A 12,712-nucleotide genomic window follows, 5' to 3' on the forward strand; every position below is an offset into this window, starting at 1 on the left:
GATGCACGGGGTCAGGGGGTCCATATCGAAGGGCGACCGGCCGGTCTGGGGAGGCGGACCGTACGTTCCCCGGGCATGGTGGATGACCTCCTCTTCAGGGTGGGGGAAGGGCCAGCCTCTCTCCAGGCGCTCTGAATGACGGCTCTGGCCAGCGCCGGCAGGAAGTCCAAAGAACGTCTCAAGCCTCCAGCGGGCAGGCGGCCACGGTTGTGGGCGACCTGAACTCCTAGACTCTGGCCATGACTGATCCCGTCAAAGCCCCCCAGTACAGCAAGCCCAGCGACGCCGAGCTGCGTGAGCGCCTGACGCCCGAGCAGTACCGCGTGACCCAGCACGAGGGTACCGAGCGGGCCTTTTCCGGCGAGTACTGGGACCATGAAGGCGACGGCATCTACGTGGACGTGGTGTCGGGCGAGCCGCTGTTTTCCAGCGCCGACAAGTACGACGCGGGCTGCGGCTGGCCCAGCTTCACCCGCCCCATTCAGGACGCACAGCTGACCGAGAACACCGACTACAAGATCGGCTACGCCCGCACCGAGGTCCGTTCCGGCACCGCGGATTCTCACCTGGGCCACGTCTTTCCCGATGGCCCGCAGGAGCAGGGCGGCCTGCGCTACTGCATCAACTCGGCGTCGTTGCGCTTTGTTCCGGCGGAGAAGCTGGAAGAAGAGGGGTACGGCCAGTACCGCCCTCTGTTCAGCTAGGCCCCCCCGCCCCGGCCCTCTCCCTGGCGGAGGGGGCTGTTTTTATTTGCTGTCGCCGCCCTTCTGGAGGCCCTCTGGACGTACGAGGAGAGAGACCAGCTTACCGGACTGTCCAGCCGTGAAGCGTGCCGCCGCTGTCTCCCATCCACACCTGTGGGCCGACGCTCAGCAGATTGCTGGTGAGGGTGCCGCCCAGGGCCAGCTTCCCGGTCACCTGACAGGCGGCGCGGCAGTCCAGCGCCAGCAGGGTGCGGCGGTCCTGGGTTGGCAGCGCCAGCTGGCCCGGCGCAGTCAGGACCGCCGCGTTCAGGTTGCGGCTGCCGATGCCGTGGTTGGACAGCCCCCCGAAGGGCGCGGACGCGTTCAGCGCCTCACCTGCCGCCGTGTACTGCACCAGCTGGCCCCCGATGTGTGGCGTTCGCACCGCCCACAGCTGCCCGAACCCGACGACCGGGGCCAGCCAGCGGCTCGGCTGCCCGAAATCCGGACCCACAGCCCGGAAGGTCAGCGTGTCGCCGCTGCCTTCCACCAGCGCCAGTGCCCCGCCGCCGCTGGGGCTGGACCGGACGACGGCCAGCGTGTCCCTGTCGCCCGTCAGGCGGACGGGCCGGGCCTGCAGGTCCTCAAAAACCAGGGGGGCCGGCAGGCGCAGGCGGGACCGCACCTTCAGGCTATGCCGCTCGAACAGCGTGAGTTCGGTGGCCTCCACGGCGTCGCCCAGAATGCCGTGGGCGTAGCGTGCGGCGTCGGGCCGGGTCAGGGCCACCACCGCCTCGCCGGCGCCGTCCAGATCCGCCACGGTCAGCTGGGCGTCTGGCAGGGCGTGGGCCGCCGTCCGGGCCGACTCACGCCAGCCTCCGGCAGCAGGATCAAAGCGCACCAGATCGCCCGCCCGCGACACCGCCACGATGCCCGTGGGCAGGCAAACCGGATGGGCCAGTGGGGAGAGGTCCGCGCCCGGCCCACCCTGCACCGCGCTGCCGTCCCACACCCGCAGCTGCCCCGCGTCGTTCACGCCCACCACCCGGCCCGAGCAGGCGGAGATAAAGGTGCTGGAAAAGTTCTTTGCCAGCTGCGTGACCTGACCGTTGCGCACGGCCAGCAGGTCACCTGCGGCGGTAACGGCGTAGACCTGGGGGCCTTCGCCTTCCGCCGCCAGCCATACCGCTGGGGCCGGCAGGGTCAGCGTCTGGGCTGCCGCCGGGAACGGCTGGGCGCACGCCGGCTGTGTGCCCAGCAGGGTCAGGACCAGCGCGCTCAGGCTCAGGCGGAAGGGTCGGGGATGGGCAGGGCACATGCCACAGGTACGGGCGGTTAGGTCCAGGGGTTCAAAGGCCCTACCCCCGCCACGCGCTCAGCGCATCCCAGGACTCAGCGCGTCCCGAAATTCTGCACCCAGTAGCGCTTGCCGACCGCGTTCTGCGCCAGACCGATGCCCAGTTCGCGGTACTCGGCGTTCATCAGGTTGCGGCAGTGGCCCTCGCTGCTTAGCCAACCGCTGACCACCTCCTGCGCGTCGGCCTGCCCGGCGGCGATGTTCTCGGCAATGGCGCGCCAGCTGTATCCGGCTGCGTTGATGCGGTCCTTGGGTGCCCGTCCGTCCGGGCTGATGTGGTTGAAGTAGTTGCGGGCGGCCATGTCGGCGGCGTGGGCCTGGGCCGCCGCACCCAGCCGCGCCTCGGACTCCAGGGGGGGCGCGGGCGGGTAGGCGCTGCGCCCGCAGGTCTGGCCCCTGGCCCGCGCGGCGTTGGTCAGCTCCAGCACCTGCCGGGTCAGCGCGTCCAGCCGCTGTGGGGTGGGGGGCGGCGGGGCCGTGACCCGCACACGGAAGTCGGCCAGGACGTGGCCTGACCCGGTCTGGGTGGCCCGCACCGATGCCTGCCCCGCCCCGCCCGCGCGCGCCAGCCCACCGGCCGAGATCGTCACGACGCCTGGATCGCTGCTGGTCCAGGTCAGGTGGCCCGGCGGCACCGGGCGTCCGTTGAGGGTGACCTCAAGCTGCATGTCCTGGCCCAGCGTCATGTTCCGTGCTGTGGCGGCGGGAACCACCTGGGCTGTGGGCAGCGCTGGCCCGCCCGCCTCCGGCTGGGCGGCGCGGTGCGACACGGTGCAGGCCCCCAGCGCGGGCACGAGACAGGCGAGCAGAAGCAGGCGAGAGAGGCGGCGCACCCGGTCATTAGAGCACCCGCCGAACGGCGAGAGGCCGCTGCCCGTCACCTTTGAATCACGGCGGGCGGTGGGGAAATTGGTGAGGATCAGGTTTGGCAGATCGGTTCCTGTAGAAAGAGGAGAACAGCGGCGCAAAGAGAACAACGGCGTCAGGGAATTCCCCGATACCGTTGCTCAAGATCTTAAAATAACAGCTTGATCAGCGGGCGCCGAAATCCTGCACCCAGTAGTGGGCGTAGCTGCCGCCTTTGGCGTAGCCCACGCCCAGTTCGCGGAAGCTGGGGTTCATGATGTTGCGGCAGTGGCCCTCGCTCTGGAGCCAGCCGGCCACAACCTGCTGGGGGGTGGACTGCCCGGCGGCGATGTTCTCGCCGATGGTGCGGTACGCGTAACCCGTGGCCTGGATGCGCTGCACGAAGGTCCGCCCGTCCTTGCTGGTGTGGCTGAAGTAGTTCTGGGCGGCCATGTCGCTGGCGTGGCCCTGCGCAGCCTGCCCCAGCTGGGCGTTCAGGGTGACGGCGGGGGCCGCGGCAAAGCTGGCCGCGCCGCAGTTCCGGGCCTGGGCGCGGGCCGCGTTCACCAGCTGAAGCACCTGCTGCGCGGTGTCACCAGAGGCGGGCGGTGCAGGAGGCGTGGGGGTTGGTGTCGGGGTGGGGGCCGGTGCGGGCGCACTGGCGGCGGCCACGGTCACGCTGAAGTCCAGGAAGGCGCTGGGGTTGCTGACCAGGGTGGTGCGGACCACCGCGCTGCCGGCAGCGACGGCCTTGACCAGGCCCGTTTGCGTCACTGTGGCGACGGCAGCGTTGCTGGTGGTCCACCGCAGCTGTCCTGGCTGGGCCGGTTGCCCGCCGACGTAGATGTTGATCTGCTGGGTCTGGCCCGCCGTGAGGCTCAGCGCCCCGGAGATGGCCTGGGCGCTCAGGACGTCGCCGGCCACCGCGCCGCTGCTGGCGTTAGGTGCGGAGGCAAGGTCCTGAGGCGCAGGCGCGGTTCCGCAGGCACTCAGGATGACAGATAGGGTCAGGGCGGCAAGGCCACTGGAACGTTTCAGGGAAAAAGGCACGTCCGTCATTAGACTTCGGCAAATCCTCTTTACCGTGAGGATAGATTTCTCATCTCTCATGAAACGCTGGCCTGCTTCTGGGTGCATGGCAACCATTGTTTTACACTTGCCGTCACAATTCTATTTTCTCATGCTATCTAAATAAGAACCCGCGTGTGTCCTGAAGTAATGATGGAAAAGATACGCTAGATGGGTTCGGTAAGGCTAAAATTTACAGTTTCCACTGCGGACAATGGGCCGTCTGTGGCAAAGATGGATAGATCGGGGACGGAAACGCGCAGGTGCTGGCCCAGCGCCGCCGCCGTCCGCAGCAGGGCGCCAGCGGCGGCGGCATCCAACGCACCCCACAGGTGGGCCGCGCCGCCCGTCCCGCTGGCCTGCCACAGCAGCGCCCCCACGGCCTCGCCCGCAGGGTTGTAGGCCAGCAGCGGCAGGTACCCGCGCTGCCCTTCCAGCCGCGCGGCCAGATGCCGGGCCAGCGGTGTGGCCCACTCTGGCGTGCCGTGTGCTGCGGTCAGCACACCGGCCCACTGCGGCAGGTGCAGGCGGCTGATCTGCTCGACCACAATGTCGGCGTCGTTGGGTTCGCCCAGCAGCAACGTCCCCGCCCCCAGCGTCCCGACCTCCAGCGTCGCCATCTTCCGCGCCCCGGCGACAGACGAGAGCGAGGCCAGCAGCGGCGGAAGCTTGTGCGCTGTATGCCACGCCAGGGCAGAACGCAGATCCGGCACAACTTGTGGCAGATACGTCGCGTTCAGGCCCAGCACGTTCACGCCCGGTGTCAGCAGCGTGACTGCCCCCGCCTCCTCCCGCTGAAAGGTGGACAGCGGCGCGAAATACTCGGTCAGTTCGGTCAGGACGGGGGGAAGCACGGCGCCCAACGCCTACGGCTGCCGCTTGCGGTGCTCGGAGGCCAGTTCGCCCGCGTGGCCGCAGTTCTCTGGCTCCACCTCGTCGATCACGACATGGACGCTCTCGGGCCGCTTGCCCAGCAGGCTCTGCAGGGTGGCGGTGATTTCCCGGACGATCTGGGCTTTCTGTTCAGTCGTGATGTCCTTGCGGGTCTGCCGGACGTTGGTGTGGGGCATGCGGGCAATTCTAAGCGCGCGAGGAAAATGGAGCCGCCGGAAAGATCCAATGGCTCCATTCACGCGCTGCCTGCTGAGCTCAGTTCCAGCGTCCGCCGCGCTGCTGGCGGGTTTCGGGTTCGGGCGCGGCGTACAGCTCCTCGGCACGCGAGAGCTTCTTGCGGCCGTACAGCCCTTCCAGCACGAACTCGGCGGCGCTGACCCGCACAGCGTCGCTGCTGCTGCCCGCGACTTCGGCGGCAATGTCGCCCAGGCCGGGGACTTCCTTCGTCGCCTTCATGGCCGCGCCGGAATCGCCGGACTGCGGAAAACGGAAGACGTTGCCGTCCTCGAACCACTTTTCCAGTTTCTGGGTGTCCATGCTGCCGCACAGGCGGCCATACACGGCCCCGGCGGCCTTGCGAATCACTTCCTTGGCCACATTGTCCGCGCCCTTCAGCTCGCCCTCGTATTCCAGCTCCATCTTGCCGGTGATGGCAGGCAGGCCCGCGTACACGTCGCTGACGCGCACCACGGCCTCGTCGCCGCCCATCAGGCTGCGGCGCTCGGCATTGGCGGCGGCCACTTCCAGCAGGCTGATCGGCAGGCGCTGCGACACGCCGCTCATCTTGTCCACGCGGCCGTCCTCGCGGGCCTGGAAGGCGATCTCCTCAATCAGCTCGGCCATGAAACCGGGGACGGTGACGCCTTCAGCCTTCACGGCCTCCTGAGCGGTGATGTCCATGCCGAGTTTCACGTCGGTGGGGTAGTGGGTGCGGATTTCACTGCCGATGCGGTCTTTGAGCGGCGTGACGATCTTGCCGCGTGCGGTGTAGTCCTCGGGGTTGGCGGAAAAGACCAGCATCACGTCCAGTTCCAGACGGATGGGGTAGCCCTTGATCTGCACGTCCCCTTCCTGAAGGATGTTGAACAGCGCCACCTGCACCTTGGGCGCAAGGTCCGCCAGCTCGTTGATCGCGAAGATGCCCCGGTTGGCGCGCGGCAGCAGCCCGAAGTGCATGCTGCGGGTGTCGCCCAGCGAGGTGCCGAGGCGGGCGGCCTTGATGGGGTCCACGTCGCCGATCAGGTCCGCCACCGTCACGTCGGGCGTCGCCAGCTTTTCCACGTAGCGGTCCGCGCGGGGCAGCCAGCGGATTGGCAGATCCATGCCGTGGACCTCAAGCATGTGCTTGCCTTCCGCACCCACCGGGTTCAGGGGATCGTCGGGCATGTCCATGCCTTCAATCACCGGCACCACGTCATCCAGCAGTTCCGTGATGGCCCGCAGGATACGGCTCTTGGCCTGACCGCGCAGCCCCAGCAGGATGAAGTTCTGCCGCGCCAGCAGGGCGTTGACCAGTTGCGGAATCACGGTGTCGTCGTAGCCCACCACGCCGGGGAACAGTTCCTCGCCGCTGCGGAGCTTGCGGGTCAGGTTCTCGCGGACCTCGTCCTGCACCAGCCGGATCTTTCCGTCGAAAGGGGTGCGTCCGGCATAACCGGGCGTGTCCAGCAGTTCACCCAGCGTCCTGGCTCTGGCGGTCATATTTGCAGCGGTCATATCGGGAAAAACGTAGCACGGGGCCAAAATCCCGAATGTGCGGGTTGCTGGAGAATCGGGCGACGGCGGGGCGGGTACGGCTCAGGTCTTCAGGACGAGTTGCCGCTGGCCGACGCGTCGTTCTGCTCGTCTTCCAGCGCCTTGAAGGCGCACACCGCCGCCAGGGCCGCCAGCGCAGGCGGAATCTGGCCGAACTGCAACTCCACGTCCTTGCCGTCCAGCCGTCCGCCGATGCGTCCATGCAGAGTGGGGCCATCCCGCCGCAGCTCCACGTCCTTGCCCGCGATCCGGCCCGAGAAACGGCCCGTGATGCTGTCGGCGCCGACCTTCAGTTCCACGTTGTCGCCGTCGATGCGTCCGCCCAGCCGCACTTCCACCCGCTGGCCGTCCACCGCACCGTGCGCGTCGAAGCCGCCGAACACGCCGCCAATTCGCCCGTCCACCTCGCCGCCCTTCAGGGTCAGGTCGATGTCCTTGCCGCCAAAGTGCCCACCGATGCGTCCGCGCAGGCGTTCGCCGTCCCACTTCGCCTTGATGTCGTAGCCCGCCGTGAGGCCGCCCATGCGTCCGTCGAGATCGCTCATGGGGACATGATGGCAGAGGGGCAGGGGGGAGTGGCACTGCGCTGGGCAGGGTTTGGGGGCGTGGTAGGTGGGAGTTGGCGGCCAACCTTCCTGTCCACACGGCCTTCTCCGTGACGCTACGGAGGGCGAGCCCGATGGCGCCGTGTCGCCCGGCTGTGGCTTGCCCGTCTTTCCTCTGCGGCGGCCCAGGCGGGAAGGAGAAAACAGGCGGGAGCCATCATGCTCCCGCCTGCTTCTCTAGGCGATCAAACTTAACTGGGATCAAACGCCGATGTAATCCTCCATCGGGGGGCAGCTGCACACGAAGTTCCGGTCGCCGTACACGTTGTCCACCCGGTTCACGGCGGGCCAGTACTTCCACGCCTTCTGCGCGGCGCTGGGGAAGGCCCCCACTTCGCGGCTGTAGGCCCGGTTCCACTCAGCCTGGAGCAGGTCTTCCTGCGTGTGAGGCGCGTGCTTGAGCGGGCTGTCCTCGGCCTTGATCAGCCCGTCCTGAACCTCCTGAATCTCGCGGCGAATGCCCAGCATGGCGGCGATAAAGCGGTCAAGCTCCGCCTTCGGCTCGGATTCGGTGGGTTCGATCATCAGCGTGCCAGGCACCGGGAAGCTCATGGTGGGGGCGTGGAAGCCGTAATCCATCAGCCGCTTGGCGATGTCCTCCTCGCTGATGCCGCTGTCGGCCTTGAGGGGCCGGATGTCGATGATGCACTCGTGCGCGATGCGTCTGTTGCGCCCGCTGTACAGAATCGGGTACGCGCCGGCCAATTGCTGCGCGATGTAGTTGGCATTCAGCAGCGCTACGCCCGTGCTCTGGCGCAGGCCGCGTGCCCCCAGCAGCCGGATGTACAGGTACGAGATCGGCAGAATGCTCGCGCTGCCATACGGCGCGGCGCTGACGGCCCCGGTGGCACTGTCGCTGGTGGGGACCACCGGGTGGCTGGGCAGGAACGGGGTCAGATGCGCCTTGACGCCAATCGGCCCCATGCCCGGCCCGCCGCCGCCGTGCGGAATGGCGAAGGTCTTGTGCAGGTTCAGGTGGCTTACATCGCTCCCGATCAGCCCCGGCTTGGCCACCCCCACCAGCGCGTTCATGTTCGCGCCGTCCAGATACACCTGCCCGCCGTGCTGGTGGATCAGGTCACACACCTCGGTCACGTTGGCCTCGTAGACGCCGTGCGTGCTGGGGTAGGTGATCATCAGCGCGCCCAGGTTCTCGCTATGCTGCTCGGCCTTGGCCTTCAGGTCACTAAAGTCGATGTTGCCCTCGGCGTCGGTCTTGACCACCACCACGCTCATGCCCATCATGGCCGCGCTGGCGGGGTTGGTGCCGTGCGCGCTGGCCGGAATCAGGCACACGCTGCGGTGGCTCTCGCCCCGGCTCTCGTGGTACTTGCGGATGGTCAGCAGGCCCGCGTACTCGCCCTGTGCGCCGCTGTTGGGTTGCAGGCTCACGGCGTCGTAGCCGGTGATGTCGGCCAGCCAGCCTTCCAGCTCGGCCAGCATCTGCACGTAGCCCTGGGTCTGATCGGCGGGGGCAAACGGGTGCAACTGCCCGAATTCGGGCCACGTCACCGGGATCATCTCGGCGGTGGCGTTCAGCTTCATGGTGCAGCTGCCCAGCGGAATCATGCCGTGCGTCAGGCTGTAATCCTTGTTCTCCAGCGTTTTCAGGTAACGCAGCATGGCGTGCTCGCTGTGGTGCGTGTTGAATACCGGGTGCATCAGGAAGTCGGAGGTGCGCCCCAGATCAGCGGGAATGCCGTCCACCGCGCCCGCATCCAGCGCCAGCACGTCCACCGCGTTGCCGGTGATCGCCTCGATCACGTCGGAGAGGTCCGCCACCGTGACCGTCTCGTCCAGCGTGACGCCGATGCGCCCGCCGTCGTAGCGGAAGTTGATGCCCTTCGCCTCGGCCCGCTCGCGGATGGCCGCCGCGTCGCCTTCAAAGGTCAGCGTGTCGAAGAAGCTGTCGTTGACGGTCAGGCCCGCGTCGCCCAGCGCCCTGGCCAGAATCCCGGCCATGCGGTGCGTGCGCTGGGCGATGGTGCGGATGCCCTCCTGTCCGTGGTACACGGCATACGCTCCCGCCATGTTTGCCAGCAGCGCCTGCGCCGTGCAGATGTTGGAAGTGGCCTTCTCGCGCCGGATGTGCTGCTCGCGCGTCTGCATCGCCATTCGCAGGGCTACCCGGCCCCGGCTGTCCTTGCTCACGCCAATCACGCGGCCCGGCATGGAACGCTCGAAGCCCTTCTGGCAAGCCAGGAACGCCGCGTGCGGCCCGCCGAAGCCCATTGGCACGCCGAAACGCTGGGCGCTGCCCACCACGATGTCCGCGCCCTGCTCGCCCGGAGGCGTGACCAGCGCGCAGGCCAGCAAGTCGGCGGCGACGATCAACGCCGCGCCCGCCGCATGGGTCTTCTCCGCAATCGGGGACAGGTCCCTCAGGTCGCCGTAGGTGCCGGGGTACTGCGCCAGCACGCCGAACACGCCTTCCGGCAGCTCGCCGGAGGGATCGCCCGTGACCACCTCGAAGCCGAAGTATTCCGCCCGCGTCCGGATCACGGCCAGAGTCTGCGGATGCACATCGTCGGCCACGAAGAACGCGTTGCCCTTGCTCTTGCCCTGGCGCTTGGCCAGGGTCATGGCTTCCGCCGCCGCCGTCGCCTCGTCCAGCAGGCTGGCATTGGACACCGGCATGCCGGTTAAATCCATCACCATCTGCTGGAAGTTCAGCAGCATTTCCAGCCGGCCCTGCGAGATCTCGGCCTGGTACGGCGTGTAGGCGGTGTACCACCCCGGATTCTCCAGCATGTTGCGCCCGATCACCCCTGGCGTGTGCGTTCCCGCGTATCCCATCCCGATGTAGCTGCGGAACACCCGGTTCTTCTGCGCCACCGCTTTCAGATCGGCCAGCGCCTGCGCCTCGGTCACGCCCGGCCCCGCCGTCAGCTCGCCGTGGAACTGGATGGCCTCGGGCAGCGTGGTTGCAATCAGCTCGTCCAGGCTGGTCACGCCCAGCGTCTGCATCATTTCGGCCTGTTCCTGTCCGTTGGGGCCGATATGACGGTGGGTAAAGTCGTTGGTGTTCAGCAGTTCGCTGAGTGAACGGGTCTGGGGGGGGCGCATGGCAAACTCCTTGGGTGGGGTAAAAAAAGGTGGCAAGCCCGGTGGTGCTCTATGGCCTGCCCAGAGAGGAAAGGGGCACAAGTCATCCTGGCCCCTGTTCATCAACCATCAGCGTTGACCAATCGACGGTGCTTGGCCTCAGGTTGTGCTTAGCCTTCCGCTGTTTCGGTGTAGGCCGCCGCGTCCATCAGGTCCGCGCTGGCCTCGGTCACGTCCAGCTTGAACAGCCAGCCGTTCTCGTAGGGCGATGAGTTGACCAGTTCGGGGTTGCCGCTCAGCTCGTCGTTGACGGCGGTCACGGTGCCGCTGGCGGGGGCGTAGATGTCGCTGGCGGTCTTGACCGATTCCACCACGGCAATGGTGTCGCCCGCCGTGACCTCGCGGCCCACTTCAGGCAGTTCCACGTACACCACGTCGCCCAGCTGGTCCTGCGCGAAGTCGGAAATGCCGACGGTGCCGTCTTCGGAGAGCCATTCGTGCGAGGTAGCGTACTTCAGTTCAGTGGGGGTGTTCATGATTGATTCTCCTGTGTTCTGGGGGGAAGGGATTGTAGGCGGGGGAACGTGCGGTTTCTGACAGGTGCTTACTGTGCTTACGCGCCCCGGTAAAAGGGCAGGGCCATGCGCGTGGCCGGGTGCCGCTTGCCGCGCACCTCGACTTCAAAGGTCTCGCTCTCAGCGTGGGCGGCGTCCACCAGTGCCATCGCAATCGGGTGGCCCAGCGTGGGGCTGCTGCTGCCGCTGGTTACGGCCCCCACCTGCACGCCGCCGGCGTACACCGGGTAGCCCTCGCGCACCGGCACGCGTTCCAACTTCAGGCCGATCAATTTCTGCGGCGGCGCGGCGGTGATGTGGGCGCGGCCCAGGTGTTCCTTGTCCTTGACCACCCAGCCGTAGCTGCTGCTCAGCGGGTGGATGGTGTCGGAGAACTCGTGGCCGTACAGCGGAAAGCCCGCCTCCAGCCGCAGCGTGTCGCGGGCGCCCAGCCCGGCGGGCGTGATACCGAGGGCCAGAAGTTTGTCCCACAGCGTCTCGGCCTCCGACGCGCCGATAAACACCTCGAAGCCGTCCTCGCCCGTGTAGCCGGTACGGGCCAGCATCACGTCCAAACCGAAGAGCTGGGCGGCGAAGTAGGCATTTTTCTTTTTGGCCGCCAGATCGGTGTCGCTGTGGGGTTGCAGCAGTTCGGCCGTTTTCGGCCCCTGCACGGCCAGCAGCGCCCACTGGTCCGACTCGTCGGTCAGCGCCAGGTCATGGCCCGCCGCGTGCCGCTGCAGGTGGGCCCAGTCCTTGTCGATGTTTCCGGCGTTGACCACCAGCAGGTATTCCTCGGGGGCCACCATGTAGATGTAGATGTCGTCGATCAGGCCGCCTGCCTCGCCCGGCAGCCAGTTGTACTGGGCGCGTCCGGGGCGTAATTTGCTCACGTCGTTGGTGGTCACGCCCTGCAAGAAGGCCAGGGCGCCGGGGCCGGCCACGCGGAACTCGCCCATGTGCGAGACGTCAAACATGCCCGCGCCGGAGCGCACCGCGTCGTGCTCGGCTTTCAACCCCGCGTACTGCACCGGCATGTCCCAGCCGCCGAACGGCACCATCCTGGCCCCGGCCCGCAGGTGGGCGGCGTGCAGCGGCGTGCGCCTCAGCGTCGGTTCTGTCGGGTGTTCTGGGGTCTGGGTCACCCTGAAATGGTAGCCGAGCAGGGGGGCGGGTGTCCGGGCGTGCCGGACGTCAACCGGGGCTCTTACTCCAGTGCGTGGAACGTTTCCAGCGTGACGCGCTCGGGGAACTTGCGAATAAAGTCCACGGTGCTCAGCGCCTGGGTGCGGTGGCAGGCGATGGCCTGCAATTTGCGGGTGATGTGCCCGGTCACGTCGCGCTGTACGTTCGGCGGCAGCCACTCGGCGCGCAACGCCTCGTTCTCGGGGGGCGTGGCGCTGGCGTAGTACCACAGCGCGGGGCGGTTTCCTTCCGGCAGGCGGTCCCAGGCGGCCTTGACGGCGCGGTGGGTGGTGACGTGATCGGGGTGGCCGTTGCTGCCGTTGGGCGGAAAGGTCAGCACGGTTTCGGGGCGGTGGCGGGTCATGGCCTCGTGGGCCACGTCGATCAGCGCCTCCAGCGGCTGGTCTTTCAGGTACTTGTCGGGAAAGGCGTGCTGTTCGTGGACGCTGCCGGGGGTGGTGGTCAGGCCAATCACTTCCAGGCAGGCGGCCAGTTCCACCTCGCGCATGCGGGCCAGTTCCTCCGGCCCCTCGGCCAGCCCCAGGGTGCGGCCCGCCTCGCCGCGCGTCAGGGTGACCAGCCCGCAGCGGTGGCCTCCCGCGAGCAGCTGCATCAGCGTGCCGGACGCGCCGTAGACTTCGTCGTCGGGGTGGGGAACGATCAGCAGCAATTTCATGTTCTGGGCCTCGGACATGCCCGTCAGCATAAGCGTGCTGGCGG

The 12,712-nt window shown here is 67.6% G+C and carries 12 protein-coding genes; 1 reads left to right on the forward strand and 11 read right to left on the reverse strand.

What is annotated here, in order from left to right:
* Nucleotides 1-239: 239 nt before the first annotated feature.
* Nucleotides 240-704 carry a peptide-methionine (R)-S-oxide reductase MsrB gene (gene msrB / locus IEY31_RS09755; protein ID WP_188971411.1) on the forward strand — a complete coding sequence of 155 codons (465 nt, stop codon included), beginning with the start codon at nucleotides 240-242 and terminating at the stop codon, nucleotides 702-704.
* A 100-nt stretch (nucleotides 705-804) separates the two neighbouring features.
* Here msrB and IEY31_RS09760 read toward each other — a convergent pair whose 3' ends face one another.
* The 11 genes from IEY31_RS09760 to IEY31_RS09810 all read right to left on the reverse strand — a co-directional run bounded on the left by IEY31_RS09760 (nucleotide 805) and on the right by IEY31_RS09810 (nucleotide 12,686).
* Nucleotides 805-2,001: a hypothetical protein gene (locus tag IEY31_RS09760; protein ID WP_229723461.1), complete on the reverse strand. Its 1,197-nt coding sequence runs from the start codon at nucleotides 1,999-2,001 to the stop codon at nucleotides 805-807.
* A gap of 74 nt (nucleotides 2,002-2,075) precedes the next feature.
* The gene (locus IEY31_RS09765) at nucleotides 2,076-2,873 is read right to left on the reverse strand and encodes a CAP domain-containing protein (protein WP_229723462.1); all 798 of its coding nucleotides are present in this window, start codon (nucleotides 2,871-2,873) and stop codon (nucleotides 2,076-2,078) included.
* A gap of 199 nt (nucleotides 2,874-3,072) precedes the next feature.
* Nucleotides 3,073-3,936 (reverse strand): CAP domain-containing protein, encoded by an 864-nt coding sequence (locus IEY31_RS09770; protein WP_229723463.1) that lies wholly within the window; start codon nucleotides 3,934-3,936, stop codon nucleotides 3,073-3,075.
* A 185-nt stretch (nucleotides 3,937-4,121) separates the two neighbouring features.
* On the reverse strand, nucleotides 4,122-4,808 hold the full coding sequence (locus tag IEY31_RS09775; protein ID WP_188971415.1) for a hypothetical protein: 687 nt from the start codon (nucleotides 4,806-4,808) through the stop codon (nucleotides 4,122-4,124).
* A gap of 12 nt (nucleotides 4,809-4,820) precedes the next feature.
* Nucleotides 4,821-5,024 carry a tautomerase family protein gene (locus IEY31_RS09780; RefSeq protein WP_188971416.1) on the reverse strand — a complete coding sequence of 68 codons (204 nt, stop codon included), beginning with the start codon at nucleotides 5,022-5,024 and terminating at the stop codon, nucleotides 4,821-4,823.
* Between the two features lie 79 nt (nucleotides 5,025-5,103).
* Nucleotides 5,104-6,564: an ATP-binding protein gene (locus tag IEY31_RS09785; RefSeq protein WP_188971418.1), complete on the reverse strand. Its 1,461-nt coding sequence runs from the start codon at nucleotides 6,562-6,564 to the stop codon at nucleotides 5,104-5,106.
* Between the two features lie 89 nt (nucleotides 6,565-6,653).
* The gene (locus tag IEY31_RS09790; protein WP_188971420.1) at nucleotides 6,654-7,148 is read right to left on the reverse strand and encodes a hypothetical protein; all 495 of its coding nucleotides are present in this window, start codon (nucleotides 7,146-7,148) and stop codon (nucleotides 6,654-6,656) included.
* A 261-nt stretch (nucleotides 7,149-7,409) separates the two neighbouring features.
* The gene (gene gcvP / locus IEY31_RS09795) at nucleotides 7,410-10,274 is read right to left on the reverse strand and encodes an aminomethyl-transferring glycine dehydrogenase (RefSeq protein WP_188971422.1); all 2,865 of its coding nucleotides are present in this window, start codon (nucleotides 10,272-10,274) and stop codon (nucleotides 7,410-7,412) included.
* Nucleotides 10,275-10,423: 149 nt separating this feature from the next.
* The gene (gcvH, locus tag IEY31_RS09800; protein ID WP_188971424.1) at nucleotides 10,424-10,789 is read right to left on the reverse strand and encodes a glycine cleavage system protein GcvH; all 366 of its coding nucleotides are present in this window, start codon (nucleotides 10,787-10,789) and stop codon (nucleotides 10,424-10,426) included.
* 77 nt (nucleotides 10,790-10,866) lie between these two features.
* Nucleotides 10,867-11,952 (reverse strand): glycine cleavage system aminomethyltransferase GcvT, encoded by a 1,086-nt coding sequence (gene gcvT, locus IEY31_RS09805; protein ID WP_188971426.1) that lies wholly within the window; start codon nucleotides 11,950-11,952, stop codon nucleotides 10,867-10,869.
* 62 nt (nucleotides 11,953-12,014) lie between these two features.
* Nucleotides 12,015-12,686: a PIG-L deacetylase family protein gene (locus tag IEY31_RS09810; protein ID WP_229723464.1), complete on the reverse strand. Its 672-nt coding sequence runs from the start codon at nucleotides 12,684-12,686 to the stop codon at nucleotides 12,015-12,017.
* Between the last annotated feature and the right edge of the window lie 26 nt (nucleotides 12,687-12,712).

The organism is Deinococcus aerolatus, from assembly GCF_014647055.1.
In the GTDB taxonomy this organism is placed as follows: domain Bacteria; phylum Deinococcota; class Deinococci; order Deinococcales; family Deinococcaceae; genus Deinococcus; species Deinococcus aerolatus.